Genomic DNA, 16,083 nt, shown 5'->3' with positions numbered 1-16,083 from the left:
TTCAGTAACGCGGCGGATTAGCCGGAATCGGCGGCTGTGGGTCGGTCGAGATCGCGACCGCCACACCCGATTGCAGCTTGAGCTGGCCGACCGCGACCACGCGATCGCCGGGTTTCAACCCGCTGAGAACTTCGGCGCGCCCCTCAAGCCGGTTGCCGGTACGCACGAAGGTGCGAACGGCGGTCAGGCTGGTCTTGCCGTCATCGGCCTTCTTCTCGGTGATCAGGAACACGGAATCGCCGTACAGCGTATAGTCGACGGCGGTCTCGGGAACCGTGACCACCGGCGGCTTGTCGGGCAGCACCACGGTCGTGGTCGCGAACATGCCGGGCATGAGGATGTGATCGGGATTGTCGAGCGTGGCCTGCACGCGGATGTTGCGCGTGTCGGTGGCGATTTGCGGCTCGACCGTGGTGATCTTGCCCTCGAAGGTACGGCCGGGATAGGCGTCGACCGCGATGCGCACGGTCTGTCCGACCTTGAGCGCCGCACTGTCCTTTTCCGTCACCGTGAAGTTGGCATAGAGCTGCGACAGGTCGGTCAATGTGACGATCTGCGTGCCCGCGGTGAGATACTGGCCGACCTCGACATGGCGGACGCCGAGTTCGCCGTCGAACGGTGCGCGCACCAGCTTCTGCGAAATCAGCGCCTGGGTCTTGGCGATGCCGGCATTGGCCTGATCATACGCCGCCTGCGCGGCATCGACCGTCGCCTGCGGGCCGAACTGCTTCGCCGCTAGCTGCTTGGCGCGATCCAGCACCAGCTGCGCACCGGTTGCCTGTGCCTTGAAGCTGGCGAGGTCGCCCTGATCGGGACCGTCAAACAACTGCACCAGCACACTGCCGGCCTTCACGTCCGAGCCGGCGGTGAACATGATGTCGGTGATGCGGCCCGAGACGTCGGAGGTGACGTTCACCTGGTGCACGGCGGCGAGATCGCCGACCGCGGTCAGGAGATTGGGAATCACCTCGGATTTGGCTTCAGAAACGCTCACGCTGGTCGGCGGCGGTTTGTTGTTGGCGAAGAACTGCGCGATCATCTGGCCGCGGAAATAATTGAACCAGACCAAGCCGCCGACCAGCGCCGCAAGCACCGCGCCGACGATGATAAACCAGAGCAGCATCCTGACCGGACGCTTGCGCGGCGGCTCCGTAATCGGCTTGCCCGAGATTTTGGGTTCCGTGACGATATTCATGTCATGCACCTTCTGCGTCTACCTTCGGCGCCGGATCGATCGACAATTCGCGATCCAGGTGGGAGGCAATGGCGGTTTCGTTCAATCCAATGCCGCGGAGAATGAATTCGCAAAGCTGCCGTTCAAGATCGGCCGAATTGCCGTAGGGCAGGCATGGCACCGACGGCAGCCGCGCCAGCGCCGTCATCACCAGGGTGTGATGGGCAAACCAGAACAGGTCCAGCGGCTTGCTCCCGGTCCGCGCAGCGTCCCCTGCCGCGACCGCCTGCTCCAGCGCCGCAGCGAATACGGGTCCGATCAGATCCCCTATCTTCTCGTACAACAGCCGCGCGAATTCTCCATCATCAAGGTGGCTGGTGACCATCAGGCGGAGCCGCTGCGCATCCTCCTGATCGGGCGCCGCCACGACCTCCTGGAAATGGCCCACCATGCAGCGAATCAGCACGACCAGCGTTTCCGTCGAAGGCTTCAATCCCAACAGCCGGTTCAGACCGGGATCGGCCTCGCATTCGTCAGCGAGGATTTCCGCATATAGCGCCGATTTCGACGGGAAGTGCTTGAACAGCAAACCCTCGGAAATGGAGGCCGCCGCCGCGACACTCTTGGTGGTAGTGCCCGCAAAGCCGTGGCGGGCAAAGCAACGCTTGGCGGCGCTGAGGATCAGCTGCCGCCGCAAGTCGCCAGTCATTCGCAAAGTGCTCATGTTGTGAGTAAGCACTCACCTTAACAAAAGTCAATAAATTTGCTGCGTCGCACACGTTCACGTGAATGCTAGATCGGGCTGAATCACGTGAACGTTAGATCGGGCTGAATCCGAGGGACCCGCGGATGCGGTTCACAATGAAGGTGCCGTCGCGGCTGGATAGCACGCGTTCCAGATTCGCGCTGTCGATCTTGACGCTGGCAAAGCGCGGCCCGGCGGCGGTGTCCTGTATATCGGCCGCATAGGCCTCGATCTCGGCCAGGGTCGCCATCGCGCGGGCATCCGCGATTCCGCAGGATTTGGCGACGCCGACGAGGTCGACGGTTGTGGCAGTGTGGCTCGCCTGCCCGCCGGTCTCGCCATAGACTTCGTTGTCCAGCACCACGATGGTGAGGTTGGCGGGCTTCTGCAGGCCGACGGTGGCGAGGCTTCCAATTCCCATCAGCATCTCGCCGTCACCGGTGATCACAACCACGGGCAGTTCGGGTTGCGCCAGCGCGAGGCCGAGCCCGATCATGACCGCGCCGCCCATCGCGCCCCACAGATAAAAATTGCGGTCGTGATCGCCGGCGGCGGCGATATCGTAGGTCGAGGCGCCGAGGCCGCCGACGGCGATCGTTCCCTTGCGGTCCGCCAGCAGGCTGGAGACGACGCTGCGGCGATCGAGAAGATTTGCTTTGCTCATTTGGTGAAGACCTTTGCCCCGATCAGGCGCTGCGACAGAAGAACGGCGGTCGGCGTGCAAGCATTATAGGCTTGGCCAGCCCCCGCCTCGACGACCTCACGCACCTCGTCCGGGTGCGACGCGCGCAGCACCTTGATGCCGCACAATTCGAAGACGGCCTGCGTGCTCGAGCCCATCGGCACCTGCCACGGATTGAACTCGCCCCATTCGCCGCGCATCGTTACCAATGTCAGGAACGGAAAGCGGAAGATCTGCGTCAGCGACAGCATGTTCACGCAATTGCCGACGCCGCTCGACTGCATCAACAGCACGCCGCGCTGGCCGCCGGCCCAGGCGCCGGCCAGAAGCGCCACGCCTTCCTCTTCGGTCGTGAGCGGGACGCCCCGCATCGACGACGCACCCAGCACGCGCTCGATCAGCTGCGAATGCCCGGCATCCGGAACATAAGGCACCTGCCGGACGTCGAAGCGCTGCAAAATCCCAAATATCTCCTCCGGCCAGGAAGGCTTGTCCGGACAGGAAGACTTGTCCTGACAGGAAGACTTGGCCTCGGGCGCGGTTTCGGGAGCAGCTTCGGTGCGAGCGTGCATTTTCATTTCCAGTCGGTTGGGCGAGACTGTATTTGCGGTGCGGGACTGTAGAGGGAACCCCGTCCTCGAAAAGAGCAAAAACGGCATATCGGTCTCCCCCAAAGAGTATGGCAGCATGAATGCAGACGCGCGAGAGCTGGCGGCCCGGTTCGACATCGAGAAACTGACCGCGGAATTCTATGCCGACCCCTATCCGGTCTATCGTGCACTGCGAGAGCATGAGCCGGTCAAGCGCATGCCCAACGGCTCCTGGTTCCTGACGCGCTATGACGACCTCGTCAGCGCCTACAAGAACACGAAGGTTTTCTCCTCCGACAAGAAAAAGGAGTTTTTGCCGAAATACGGCGCCTCGCTGCTCTACGAGCACCACACCACCAGCCTCGTCTTCAACGACCCGCCGGCCCACACCCGCGTGCGCCGGCTGATCATGGGTGCGCTGTCACCGCGCGCGATCGCGGAAATGGAGCCCTATCTGATCGCGCTGGTCGACCGGCTGCTCGACAATCTCGCCGCAAAGCGCAATGTCGATTTGGTCGATGATTTTGCCTCCGCGATCCCCATCGAGGTGATCGGCAACCTGCTCGACGTGCCGCGCGAGGAGCGCGAGCCCTTGCGCGACTGGTCGCTGGCAATCCTCGGCGCGCTGGAGCCGGTGATCTCGGCGGAAGCCTTCGCCCGCGGCAACGCCGCGGTAAAGGATTTTCTCACCTATCTGGAAATCCTGGTGGCGCGGCGCCGGGCAAAACCCGGCAATCCCGAGCGCGATGTGCTGACGCGGCTGATCCAGGGAGAGGGCAACGGCGAGGACAATGGCGAGCGGCTGACGGAAAAGGAATTGCTGCATAATTGCATCTTCCTGCTCAACGCCGGGCACGAGACCACCACCAATCTGATCGGCAACGGGCTGGTGGCGCTGTCGCGTTTTCCCGCCCAGAAAAAGCGGCTGATCGAACAGCCCGGCCTGATCAAGACCGCAGTCGAGGAAATCCTGCGATACGAAAGCTCGAACCAGCTCGGCAACCGCATGACGACGGAACAGGTCGAACTCGGCGGCGTCACGCTTGCCCCCGGCACGCCAGTCACGCTGTGCATCGGCGCCGCCAATCGCGATCCGGCGCAATTCCCCGACCCCGAAAATTTCGACATCGGCCGCACCCCGGACCGGCATTTGGCATTCGCCACCGGCGCGCATCAATGCGCCGGGATGGCGCTGGCGCGGCTCGAAGGCGCGATCGCGATTTCGCGATTCCTGGCGCGGTTTCCGGACTACGCCGCAAACGGCGAACCGGTGCGCGGCGGCCGCGCGCGCTTTCGCGGATTTTTGAAAGTACCGTGCGTGGTCAGTCCATAGCGCGCCGCACCGCAGCAAATCCTTCGAGGCCTCAGGCGCTGACGCGGGCGAGCAAAGCTGCTAGATTATTTGAGGTGCATCTTGCAACGGAGTTTTTTGCGATGGACGCCGTGACGCCGAAAGGCCCTCAAACCTCAGACACGCATTCCCACCTCGTTCAGCCTCAAAACATGGAGTGGCAGAAGACCCGCTTCTCCGGCTGCGAGGCCAAGACACTGCTGTTCGATCGAACGACCGGCCTGATGACTGCCCTGATGCGGTTTGCGCCCGGCTCCGTACTGCCCGACCACGAACACGTCAACATCGAGCAGACCTATGTGCTCGAAGGCAGCCTCGTCGACAAGGAAGGCCCGGCGCAGGGCATCGCCTGCAAATCAGGCGAATTCATCTGGCGCGAACCGGGCAGCCGCCACGCCGCATGGTGCCCGGACGGCGCGCTGCTCCTTGCGATGTTCCAGGTCCCCAACAAGTTCTTCGAGGCCGACGGCCGTGTCGTCGACGCCGCGGGCGCGGACTGGGACGAGACGTGGGGCCATACGCGGAAGAGCTGAGGCGCGTTTCGCTCCTCTCGCTGCGAGTGGCTCGGCATCACGCCCGCCGCGTTGATATCTGCTTTCCGAATTGTGCCGCGCTGCGGCCTCCGTGATCGGAGGTTCTGGGTCGGCATTCTACAAAGGAGCCCCGCGTGGCATCTCATCGAACGTACGCCCGCGGTATTGTCGCCCGGTGCTTTTTTTGTGTACGCCGCCCCACTGCTTAAAGAAAAATGCCGTTCTCGCCCTGCGGCAGGCTGCCTCGATTTCCCCGACCCACTCTTCTGCCATCGGTCGCGAATGCGGTCCGCTTTCACCGCCGACGATAACCCAGTGGATTCCGGTCAAGTCAGCTCCGGCTACGGACCCAAGAAGAGGCTCGAACGAAATAAACCTAACGGCAGCATTGACCTTTCGCAAATCGTCGATGCGCGCGAGATAGTCAGCATTTTCAACACTTGCCCCAAGCCAAACGTTCGCAAGCACAGGTAACGACGCAGCGATCTCAGCCATCCGGTCCGGTCGTTTCGTCAGGATTTGATACGTGTGCTGCGGTGTCACCTGCATCGCCCCCCAGACGGCCGCAACGAACTCAGCAGGCACGGCTTCGTGAAACAGGTCCGACATTGAATTCACAAAAATCCGACGCGGTTTCTTCCAGCTTGCCGGTATGCCGAGGGATTTCCGATCAAGCCCGACTTTCCCTGTCCATACCGCTCGCTTCCCACTCTTACGAGTCAGTCCACGATATTTGTTCATTCCCATTGCATCGAGCCGGGCGGCCATGCGCATGGCGTAGCAATTCGTGCACCCGGGCGAGATGACAGTACAGCCAGCCACCGGGTTCCAACTTGCGTCGGTCCATTCGATTGTAGTTTCAGCCATGATTCCTCAGAGTAGTCGACCTTGCATGTTGACGTTCCTAATGTCGTTCCACAACTTACGCCCCAACGGGTGCGCGCTGACGAATACCAGCCAATAGAGGCGTTGTCCGCCAGTTGCCGACACAAGCTCGATACCGTCGGCGGGAGTGGTCCCCAAGCTCTTAATGAGACCAAGCCAATGCTCGAGTAGTTGCCTTCTTACAGCGTGATCACTTCCATTGACGTCTACCGCGCCGTGCCAGCCGGGCATGAAGGCATCCAGTACCCGACGATCATTCAGGTAACGTCTCAGGTTACGCTGCAAATCAAAAATGCTCACATGAATGAGCATGTCCATTCTCGGCAGCGTTGCAAGCTTTTTGATGATCGAGAACGACAGGTTTTCGAGATTGTAGGGATCGAGAAATGCGAAATGCAGTCCAGCGGGGTTCAACGCGTAAATTATACGATCCACTGCGGCATCCCCCCTTTCACTGTAAAAGTTCGCCGCCCCACCCAAGTTCGAAATGCGCTGACGCAGCGCATCCACGTTCTCTGCATCGAGATCGTTGAAATGAAGATTTGAAAACCCTGCGCGGCTACTCTGTGCTGCTCTAAATGCGACGAGTGGGCTGCCGTCGATAAATTGCTCAGTGCCTTCGACCTGAGATCGACCTGGCCCCGAAAACAAATCAATGTAGCATGCGCCCCCTGTGCCCTTATTCGGCAAAAACATCGCGCGCGCACCTCGGTACGCATCGATATATTTGCGTAGGCGCTCGTGCTTTTCCGAAGTCCACGGACCGACCACGTCGGCCACCAGCCCGTCAGTAGGGTCAATTACTTTGTCCGCCATGAGCCATCCAAAAAGGGAAATTAAGCCACACTACCATAACTTGTGGGTTAACGCCGGCACGTGGTGGAGGGGATGCCTACGCCATGTGTGCTGGCCTCACTGGCGCGGCTCGGTTACGTCACATCGGAGGACGGCAAGACCTTCGCGCGCGGCGAGCGGCATAGCCTATGAAGCCTGCTGATCCGGACCCGCGGCTCGCGGACTCGCCGCCTTTATTTCCGATTTTCCGAATTTTCCCTTGACCCCGCCCCCAAATCACCTTCATATCCCCCGCCGTCCCGCCCCACTCAGAGGGGCGTTGCGCAACGTCACGAAACGCGGAGCGGGATGCGGTGGACGCGGATGGTGCTGTAGACGACGGCGCCCGATGCGGACGGAGAAGTCGCGTGGTCCTGACGCCCCGACGCTGGCGTCAAGTTCCCGGGAGGCAATTTTCGGGGGCGACGGTGGCAAGAAAGCCCGGTCGCCGGGGAGATCGCGAAGGAAGCCGTTAAAACCATTGCGCGGGGAATGCCGGGTGATTCCGGTGTGACCTGACTAACGCGTGTGCGTTCTACCACACTCATTGCACACGCGGCTATCGGGCGCATCGGGCGCCCGGCATTCCCTGCGCCCTTTGATACGAGAGGGCGGAACGAGCTGGCAAAACCTCGCGCGAAGCAGGCGGCGAGAACGCGAGTTCATGTCTTGTTGCGGCCCATCCTTCGAGACGCCGCGCAAGGGCGCGGCTCCCCGGGGATGAGGTCCAGCCTGCTGCACTTGGCCGATCCCTCATGGTGAGGAGGCGCATCGCGCCGTCTCCGGACGATGCTTCGCATCACCGGGAGAACCATGAGGCCCGGAACGGCGAAGGTCGCTTGGTCGTCCCAACGGCATCCGCGCGACCCCCTCGGCTTGGCCGGGACGACGATGGAGTGTGCCAGCGATCAGAGCCCTACACCACCGAACGGTGCCGCGCGATGCAGGTTCGCAAGACCTCGTCCATCGGCTTGCTCCACCAATCATTCGAAAAGATCTCGATCTCGGAATAACCGTCAAAACCCTGCGCCTCGACCGCGCCGCGCAACGCCCTAATGTCGATCACGCCGTCGCCCATCATGCCGCGGTCGTTGAGAATGTCCCTGGTCGGCACCAGCCAGTCGCAGACGTGAAATGCCATCAGGCGAGATTTCCCCGCACGCACAATCTGCGGCAGCACCTCGGGATCCCACCAGATGTGATAGACGTCGAGCGCGACGCCGAGCGCGCCGGAGCGCTGCGGATCGAGCCGGTCGCAGATATCGAGCGCCTGCTTGGTGGTGTTGACGCAGGCGCGGTCGGCGGCATAGGCCGGATGCAGCGGCTCGATCGCGAGCGGCATGTTGGCCTGCCGCGCATAGACCATCATTTCGGCGATCGCGTCGTCGATTTGCGCGCGCGCGGCTCCGATATCCTTCGAGGCCGCGCTGCCCGGCCGCGAATATTGCGGCAGGCCGCCGACCACCAGCACGATGCAGGGGGCGCCGAGCGCCTTCGCCTCGTCGACGGCACGGCGGTTGTCATTGCGCGCCTCGATCCGGTGCGCGGCATCGGCAACAAACATCCCGCCGCGGCAATAGCCCGACAGCTCCAGCCCTGCGTCGCGCACGGCGCGCGCCGCACGATCGAGCCCAGCGGCCGCGACCTGATCGCGCCAGGGATCGATGGCGCGGATACCGTGCCGCGCGCAGGCCTCGATGATCTGCACGAGATCGCCCTGCCTGCGAACGGTCGCCGTGTTCAGCGACAGCCAGCGATGATCGCCCGAAAAATCCCGCATCACGCCTCGATGCCGCGCAGGCTCAGCACCGTCTTCATCCGCCGCGTCGCAAGCTCGGGGTTGGCGAGCAGCCCCGCTTTGTCGGCGAGACGAAACAGTTCGGCCAAATGCAGCGTCGAGCGCGTACTCTCCTGCCCGCCGACCATCGTGAAATGATCCTGATGACCGTTGAGATAGGCCATGAAGACGATTCCCGTCTTGTAGAACCGCGTCGGCGCCTTGAAGATATGCCGCGACAGCGGCACCGTGGGGCCCAGCACGTCGTGGAAACCGGCGGCATCGCCGGCGGCCAGCCGCGACAGCGCATAGGACGCCGCGGGCGCAATGGCGTCGAAGATGCCGAGCAAGGCGTGGGAAAAACCAACCTCGTCGCCGGCGATCAGTTCAGCGTAATTGAAATCGTCGCCCGTATACATCTTGACGCCCCTGTCGAGTCGGCGGCGCATGTCGACCTCGCGCTGCTTGTCGAGCAGCGATACCTTGACGCCGTCGACCTTTGCCGCGTGCGTATTGATCACGCCGACTGCGACATCCATCGCCGCGTCGAGGTTCGGGGTGCCCCAGTAATTTGCCAGTGCCGGGTCGAACATGTCGCCGAGCCAGTGGATGATCACGGGCTCGCGCACTTGCGACAACACGCGGTCGTACACTTTGACATAGTCGTCCGGGTTGCGGCCGATCTTCGCCAGCGCGCGCGACGCCATCACGATGATGCGCCCGCCGGCCTTCTCGACCGCCGCGATCTGCTCCTCATAGGCGCGGATCACGTCATCGAGGCTCTTGGCATCCTCCGCTGCCAGATGATCGGTGCCGGCGCCGGAAAACACCAGCGCATTGCCGCGCGCTTTTGCCGCCCTCACCGAACGCTGGATCAGTTCCAGCGACGTCGGCCAGTCCAGTCCCATGCCGCGCTGCGCGGTGTCCATGGCCTCGGCAACGCCGAGACCGAGATTCCAGACATGCTCGCGAAACGCGATGGTCCTGTCCCAATCGACCGCCGCGGTGAGCCAGGGATCGGCATCGGCGAGCGGATCGAACACCACATGGGCCGCCGAAAACGCCACGCGGTTCAGTGGGCCCTGAAGTTTTGCAGGAAACGCCCGCGACGCCGCGAGGCGATAGGTCTCGATCGAGCGGTTGGCGGTCGGCAGCTTCAGCTGATACGACGAGACGGGCAAAACCGGTTTGTTCATGGCCTCCTCCTCACAGCTTGATCGGCGCGACGTCGATCCAGCGCCGCTCGCGCCAGCTCTGCAGCGCGCATTCGGCGAGCTGCACACCCTTGGCGCCTTCCAGCAGCGTGAACTTATACGGCGCGTCCTCGCAGACGTGGCGGATGAACATTTCCCACTGCTCCTTGAAGCCGTTGTCGTAGGTCGCGTTCTCCGGCAGCTTCTGCCAGTCGCCGTAGAAATCGTGCAGCCGCTTCTCGTCCGGATTCCACACCGGCCGTGGCGTCGCCTGCCGCGCCTGGATCACGCAATCGGAAAGCCCGGCCACCGCCGAGCCGTGGGTGCCGTCGACCTGGAAGGTGACGAGATCGTCGCGGTAGACCCGCGTCACCCAGGACATGTTGATATGGGCGATCGCGCCGCCCTTGAGGCGAAAGGTGGCGTAGGCGGAATCGTCCGCCGTCGCCTTGTACTTCTTGCCGTTCTCGTCCCAGCGTTCGGGAATGTCGGTGGTCCCGGTGCAGCTGACGCTTTCGACGTCGCCGAACAGATTGTCGAGCACGTAGCGCCAGTGGCAGACCATGTCGAGAATGATGCCGCCTCCATCCTCGCTGCGGTAATTCCACGACGGCCGCTGCGCCTCCTGCCAGTCGCCTTCAAACACCCAGTAACCAAATTCGCCGCGCACCGCGGTGATCCGGCCGAAGAAGCCGGAGTCGCGCAGGAAGGCGAGCTTCTTCAGGCCCGGCAGGAACAGCTTGTCCTGTACGGTGCCGTGCTTGACGCCCTTCGAATTGGCCAGCTTGAGTACCGCCACCGCTTCCTCGAGATTGGTCGCGATCGGCTTCTCGCAATAGACATGCTTGCCGGCGTTGATCGCCTTGGTCAGCAGCGACGGCCGCGCCTGCGTGGTCGCGGCGTCGAAGAAGATGGTGTCGCCCTTCTCGGTCAGCGCTCTGTCGAGGTCGGTGGTCCAGCGCGCGACGTTGAACCGTTTTGCCAGGCGCTCGACCTTGTCGCCATCGCGGCCGACCAGGATCGGATCCGGCATCAACCGGTCGCCGTTCGCCAGCAGCACGCCGCCCTGATCGCGGATCGCGACAATCGAGCGGATCAGATGCTGGTTCAGTCCCATGCGGCCGGTGATCCCGTTCATGATCACGCCGAGGCGTTGCGTCGTCATCGTCTTTGCTCCTGCAGGTTTTTTGCTTTTGGTTGTTCCAATGGCGACAGTGCGGTCCACAGCGGGTGCACGCCGGTGGCAAAGCCCGGGACGGTCAGCGATCCCGTCAGGAGATCGCCGCCGTGGATAGAGAGCCGGATGCCGTCTCCGGCGTCGCGATAGAGATCGGGATGGGCGGTACGGAACGCCTGCGCCTCGGCGAGCGGCGCGTCGCCAAAGCCGTTGACATAATGATGGCCGTTGCGCTCGGCATGGGTGACGCCGATCAACGCGCCCAGTGCGAGGTCTTGCTGCACGGCGAGCCCGGCCTGACAGGTCAGGTCCTCGCCGGAGATGAAGAATGTTCTTTCGCTCTCCGCGCTCCATCTGGCTGCGCGGGTCGCGTTCACGACCGACTTGTAGATGCCCTTGCAGGATTTCGAGGAGATGCCGCGATAGCCGAGCGCGCGCGCCGCCGGAAACGCGTCATAGGAATCGTCGGCCTCGTCGATGATGAAGTCGCGCCGCGCCAGCGTGCCGAGCAGCGCCTCCCTAAAAATATCGCGCGGCATCGGTTGCTCGATATAGAGCAGTTTTTCGGAGATCGGCGCCAAGGCGCCGTCGCGGTCGAGCCGATCGACCAGCATGCTCAAACCTGCGAGATCGGCATATTGCTCGTTGGCGTCGAGCGTGACGCGATAGTCATGCGGCAGCGTCGCCAGTTCCCTGCCGATCCGGGTCAGGCGGGCAGCGTCGTGCTCCGGATCGCCGTTGAGCTTGAGCTTGAAATAGCGTGCTCCGGCATTTTCGTTCGCGTCGGCGACGCCGCCTTTGCCCTCGATCATGTCATCGAGGCCGACGGTATGCCGGATCGCAACCCGCTCCAGCCGGGCGCATCGCGCCAAGAACTGCGCGACGTCCGCGTTCGCCAGATCGGACGACAGCCGCGCATCGATCCCGGCGACATTCGCCGCCATCCCATCGAAGAAATTCATGCCGAGGCCACGCAGCAGCGCATCGAGGATGGCCTTGTCGATCTCCGCCGGGCCGTAAGCGGCCGCGAGCGGCGGGATGTCTTCCGTCGCGCAGGCCTCGGCCTGCGCGCCGATGCAGGCCGCATGCAGACCGAAGGCGGTGTCAAACCGCTTGCGCCCGAGATAAAGCGCGCGCGCGATCAGCAGCGAGCGCCGCAGTTGGTCGATCGTTTCTTCCGGCGCCAGATGCGGCCGTTTGTCGAACCATTTCGGCACCAGCAATTCGGCGCTGGCCCCGATGGCCGTGCCCTTGCCTTCGACTTCGATCTCGACCCGAACGAACGCCTGCGGCGTGGCATTGATCACGACCGCGCCAAAGCGGAACGGCCGGACAAAACTGACCGGGCGTTCGAAAAATACGATATCGCGCACGGCTAAACGCGGCGGCATGGGGACGACCTCAATCCAACGTGCCTTGCGTAAAAAAATGCCTGCGGATGCGCTGCACCAGTTCGGTGAAAACCGGCTCGGCCATGGTGTCGAGCGAGCGCGGCCGCGGCAGCGGAACGTCGTAGATCGCCGCGATCGAGCCCGGCCGCTCGGTCATGACCAGCACGCGGTCGGCAAGGAACACGGCCTCGGGAATCGAATGCGTGATCAGCAGCACGGTTTTGCCGGTTTCGCGCTGGATCCGCATCAGCTCGACATTCATGCGCTCGCGCGTCATGGCATCGAGTGCGCCGAACGGCTCGTCCATCAGCATGATCTTGGGATCGTGCACCAGTGCCCGGCAGATCGACGCCCGCTGCTGCATGCCGCCGGATAGTTGCCAGGGCAGCTTCTTCTCGAACCCTTCGAGCCCAACCAGCTTTAAAAGGTCCTTCGCGCGTGGCAGGTATTTCTCTCGCGGGAGCCGCTTCATGTCGATCGGCAGCATGACGTTGTTGAGGATGTTGCGCCACGGCAAGAGCAGCGCGTTCTGGAACACGATGCCGACATTGCCGTGGGGCTGTGTCACCTTTTCGCCCTCAACCAGGATTTCACCGGTCGAAGGCGCGAGCAGCCCGGAGATCATCTTCAACAGCGTGGACTTGCCGCAGCCGGACGGGCCGACCACGACAAAGAACTCGCCTTCATTGATGTGGAAATCCAGCGGCCGCAGCGACGGCACGTCGCCGTCACGCGAGCGGTAGGTCTTCGACACGCCGGCCAGCGTAATGCCCGGCGTGCCGGAGGCGGCGCGATCGGACACCAGGCGCAGATGCGCGCCCGATGCATCGATGCCGGACATTTTGGTCGCTGGGTTCATTCAAACGAGTCCGTTCACGAATTGCCCTTCGGCAGATAGTCGTTGGTATAGAACGCCTTCGGGTTGTCCTTGGCCTTGGCATCGAGTCCGCCATATTCGACCATCAGATTGACGCTGTCGGTCATGTTCTGGTCGGTGACCTGGAACGGCCGTTTTGTCTTGGTTTCCGGCGTGCGATAGAGCGGGATCGTGAGTTCAAAGCCCTGCGTCAGCGTGTCGATCTTGCCGCCCTTCGGGTTGGCATCGAGGATCGCCTGCGCCGCGCCCCTGGCATCCTTCTCGGCGGCCTCGACCGCCTTGGTCGTGGCCGACATGAAGCGGCGGACGAGGTCGGCATTGGCCTTGACGTAGTCGCTGTTGGCGACGATGCCCGACGAGACCATGTTGATGCCGTAGTCGGCGAACTTGATCGGATAGACGTCCTTGCCGGTGGCGTCCTTGATCTTCATCGACTGGTCCATGACGTAGCCGAGCAAGAGATCCGCCTGGCCGTTGATCACGGCGTTCAGCTTGGTCTGGCCGTCGCCGGCCACCGTGTGGAAATCGCTCTCCTTCAGGCCGGTTTTCTTCAGGAACAGCGGCCAGATCTGCGTCATGGAATCCGCCGGCGTGATCGCGACGGTCTTGCCCTTGATGTCCTCGGGTTTCCTGATGTTCTTGTCGGCAAACCCCATCGCCGACATCGGGCTGGTCTGCAGCAGCACGCCGGTTGCGATCACCGGCGCGCCCTTGATAGCCGCGCGCATCATGGTGGGCACGTCGACATAGCCGAAATCGGCGGTCTTGGCCGCCACCGCCTGCGTGGTCGCGGCCGAGCCGCGGCCTTCCTGGATTTCCAGATCGATATTTTCAGCGGCGTAAATGCCCTTGGCCTTGCCGTAATAAAACGGCGCGTGCTCGCCATAGACGTACCAATTGAGCATCAACACGACCTTGTCCGCGGCCTTGGCCGGCGCCGCCGCCAGCGCGGTCCAGATCAGCGCCGATGCAAGCCCCGCCAAAAATCTGATCATTTCATCCTCCCGTTGGTGTTTGTGCGGCCCTTGGCGGACCGCTTGTCGATGGTCCCGCCGCGTCAGGCGGCGAAGAAAACTTCCTCGCGCTGGCTGACATGCCAGGGGATCGCAAAACGCTCGATGCGGTCGACGATCCAGAACAGGATCACCCCGATCAGCGCCAGGATCACCAGGGCCGCGAACATCGTCGGCAGGTCGAACGTACCGATCGAGCGCTGCAGCACATAGCCGATGCCGGAATTGGAACCGACGAATTCACCGACGACGGCGCCGACCACCGCCAGCGTCACCGAGACCTTCAACCCGGAGAAGATCGCCGGCATCGCGTGCGGCAGGTTGACGGCGCAGAATACATGGAAGCGGCTGCCCTGCATCGCGCGTGCGAGATCGACCATATCGGGGTCGACCGATTTGAATCCCTGCACGGCGGATACCACCACCGGGAAGAATCCCAGCAGGAACGCCGAGATCACTTTCGGGATGATGCCGAAGCCGAACCAGACCACGAACAGCGGCGCGATCGCGATCTTCGGCACCGACTGCGAGAACACCAGGAGCGGATAGACGTAGCTCTCCACCGTCTTCGATCCCGCGATCAGCATCGCCACGGGAATGCCGAACAGGGCCGACAGCACGAAGCCGCAGATCGTTGCATACGTCGTGGGCCAGGCCTGCCGCAGCAGCTCCGGCCAGTCCTGCCACAGCACCACCACGATATCGGCGGGCGCCGGTATCTGATACGCCGGGATCCGGAACAGCCGGATCGCGACGTCCCAGGCCACCACGATGAGGATCAGGAAGAGAAACGGCCGCACCCACGCCGCGTTCAGCGCTTTCGATACCGCACTCCGGGCCCTCTGTTCGGCCACGCTTTCCTCCCTCGTTCACCGGCTTCTTGGCGACAAATTAACCCGTTGGATAAATACTGTCTAGCGAGATTTCAGGCGACAAATTGGCGTGGGCGGGTCGAAAGCCGAAACCCGCAAACCGTCATCACCCGCGAAGGCGGGTGATCCAGTATTCCAGAGACGCCGGTTATCAATCGAGAGGCCGCGGCGTACTGGATACCCCGCTTTCGCGGGGTATGACGATCCAATGTGGATTACGCCTGTCGGCCTTGAAATGAATACGGCCTCGCTGCGCCCCTATATCACGCCGGCTGCCTTGCCGGCGCGCGGACCCTCGCCGGCTTGTCGTTGCCGAACAAGGCGATCGATTTACCGGTCAGCGCCGCCAGCACCAGCGCCACCATGTGGGCGAGGCGCTCGTCCTTGGCTTCCTTGCTCAGGAGGTCGCGGCCGAAGATCACGCTCAGGGTCGCGCTGTTGGAGAGATAGAAGAAGCACAAAGCCGCGATCGAGATGTAGAGCTGCACCGGATCGACCGCGACGACGAAATCGCCGCTTTCGACGCCGCGCGTCACCACGGTGCGGATCATCTCGACGAACGGCGAGTGCATCGATTTGACTTTGGTCGAGCGCTTGAGATGCCGCGCCCGCGCCAGGTTCTCGGTGTTGAGCAGCGCCAGGAATTCCGGGTTGCGGATGAAATAGTTCCAGGTGAAGTCGATCAGCCGCTCGATCGCGCGTGGCGGATCGAGATGCTCGAGATCGAGCCCGCGCTCCTCGGCGCGGATCTTCTCATAGGCGCCTTCGAGCACCGCGAGATAGAGATTTTCCTTGTTGCCGACGTGATAATACAGCATGCGCTTGTTGGCGCCGGCGTTGGCCGCGATGCGGTCGACCCGCGCGCCGGCCAGGCCATGGGCGGCGAATTCCTGCTTCGCCGCCTCCAGGATGCGCAGCCGCATGCCCTCGGGGTCGCGCTGCCATTTTGCTGTTTTTTTTGACTTGGCCAAAATTGCCGCCCATCGCTC

The 16,083-nt window shown here is 62.8% G+C and carries 16 protein-coding genes; 2 read left to right on the top strand and 14 right to left on the bottom strand.

Annotation, left to right across the window (positions count from 1 at the left end; genetic code table 11):
• Nucleotide 1 precedes the first annotated feature (1 nt).
• From B5525_RS21615 to B5525_RS21600, 4 genes are all read right to left on the bottom strand, one after another.
• On the bottom strand, nt 2-1,195 hold the full coding sequence (locus tag B5525_RS21615; RefSeq protein WP_079567812.1) for an efflux RND transporter periplasmic adaptor subunit: 1,194 nt from the start codon (nt 1,193-1,195) through the stop codon (nt 2-4).
• A gap of 1 nt (nt 1,196) precedes the next feature.
• A complete protein-coding gene (locus B5525_RS21610) occupies nt 1,197-1,898 on the bottom strand; it encodes a TetR/AcrR family transcriptional regulator (protein ID WP_079567811.1) in 702 nt (233 codons plus the stop codon).
• A gap of 94 nt (nt 1,899-1,992) precedes the next feature.
• On the bottom strand, nt 1,993-2,583 hold the full coding sequence (locus tag B5525_RS21605; protein WP_079567810.1) for a thiamine pyrophosphate-dependent enzyme: 591 nt from the start codon (nt 2,581-2,583) through the stop codon (nt 1,993-1,995).
• Nucleotides 2,580-3,173, bottom strand: a complete 594-nt coding sequence (locus B5525_RS21600) for a phosphonopyruvate decarboxylase (protein ID WP_079567809.1) — start codon at nt 3,171-3,173, stop codon at nt 2,580-2,582. Before B5525_RS21600 ends, B5525_RS21605 begins: the two co-directional genes overlap by 4 nt.
• A 115-nt stretch (nt 3,174-3,288) precedes the next feature.
• Here B5525_RS21600 and B5525_RS21595 point away from each other — a divergent pair, with 115 nt between their 5' ends.
• On the top strand, nt 3,289-4,524 hold the full coding sequence (locus B5525_RS21595; RefSeq protein WP_079567808.1) for a cytochrome P450: 1,236 nt from the start codon (nt 3,289-3,291) through the stop codon (nt 4,522-4,524).
• A gap of 101 nt (nt 4,525-4,625) precedes the next feature.
• A complete protein-coding gene (locus B5525_RS21590) occupies nt 4,626-5,075 on the top strand; it encodes a cupin domain-containing protein (RefSeq protein ID WP_079567807.1) in 450 nt (149 codons plus the stop codon).
• A 117-nt stretch (nt 5,076-5,192) separates the two neighbouring features.
• Here the strand turns inward: B5525_RS21590 and B5525_RS21585 are convergent, their stop codons facing one another.
• From B5525_RS21585 to B5525_RS21540, 10 genes are all read right to left on the bottom strand, one after another.
• On the bottom strand, nt 5,193-5,942 hold the full coding sequence (locus B5525_RS21585; protein WP_079567806.1) for a DUF5131 family protein: 750 nt from the start codon (nt 5,940-5,942) through the stop codon (nt 5,193-5,195).
• A gap of 6 nt (nt 5,943-5,948) precedes the next feature.
• Nucleotides 5,949-6,776 (bottom strand): three-Cys-motif partner protein TcmP, encoded by an 828-nt coding sequence (locus B5525_RS21580; protein WP_079567805.1) that lies wholly within the window; start codon nt 6,774-6,776, stop codon nt 5,949-5,951.
• A 934-nt stretch (nt 6,777-7,710) separates the two neighbouring features.
• Nucleotides 7,711-8,574, bottom strand: coding sequence for a sugar phosphate isomerase/epimerase family protein (locus B5525_RS21575; protein WP_079567804.1), 864 nt, complete (start codon nt 8,572-8,574; stop codon nt 7,711-7,713).
• On the bottom strand, nt 8,574-9,767 hold the full coding sequence (locus tag B5525_RS21570; RefSeq protein ID WP_079567803.1) for a dihydrodipicolinate synthase family protein: 1,194 nt from the start codon (nt 9,765-9,767) through the stop codon (nt 8,574-8,576). Before B5525_RS21570 ends, B5525_RS21575 begins: the two co-directional genes overlap by 1 nt.
• A gap of 10 nt (nt 9,768-9,777) precedes the next feature.
• The gene (locus B5525_RS21565) at nt 9,778-10,929 is read right to left on the bottom strand and encodes a Gfo/Idh/MocA family protein (protein WP_079567802.1); all 1,152 of its coding nucleotides are present in this window, start codon (nt 10,927-10,929) and stop codon (nt 9,778-9,780) included.
• Complete coding sequence (locus tag B5525_RS21560; RefSeq protein ID WP_079567801.1) at nt 10,926-12,332, bottom strand: hypothetical protein; 1,407 nt, start codon at nt 12,330-12,332, stop codon at nt 10,926-10,928. The genes B5525_RS21565 and B5525_RS21560 overlap by 4 nt, the downstream gene beginning before the upstream one ends.
• 10 nt (nt 12,333-12,342) lie before the next feature.
• A complete protein-coding gene (locus B5525_RS21555; RefSeq protein ID WP_079567800.1) occupies nt 12,343-13,191 on the bottom strand; it encodes an ABC transporter ATP-binding protein in 849 nt (282 codons plus the stop codon).
• Nucleotides 13,192-13,205: 14 nt separating this feature from the next.
• Nucleotides 13,206-14,204, bottom strand: a complete 999-nt coding sequence (locus B5525_RS21550; RefSeq protein WP_079567799.1) for an ABC transporter substrate-binding protein — start codon at nt 14,202-14,204, stop codon at nt 13,206-13,208.
• Nucleotides 14,205-14,266: 62 nt separating this feature from the next.
• Nucleotides 14,267-15,076 (bottom strand): ABC transporter permease, encoded by an 810-nt coding sequence (locus B5525_RS21545; protein ID WP_079567798.1) that lies wholly within the window; start codon nt 15,074-15,076, stop codon nt 14,267-14,269.
• A 281-nt stretch (nt 15,077-15,357) separates the two neighbouring features.
• A complete protein-coding gene (locus tag B5525_RS21540) occupies nt 15,358-16,065 on the bottom strand; it encodes a TetR/AcrR family transcriptional regulator (RefSeq protein WP_172899939.1) in 708 nt (235 codons plus the stop codon).
• Nucleotides 16,066-16,083 lie beyond the last annotated feature (18 nt).

The organism is Bradyrhizobium erythrophlei (genome assembly GCF_900129505.1).
GTDB classification, from domain to species: domain Bacteria; phylum Pseudomonadota; class Alphaproteobacteria; order Rhizobiales; family Xanthobacteraceae; genus Bradyrhizobium; species Bradyrhizobium erythrophlei_D.
Note: the sequence above shows the minus strand (reverse complement) of the source record. Positions and strands in the feature narration are given on the sequence as shown.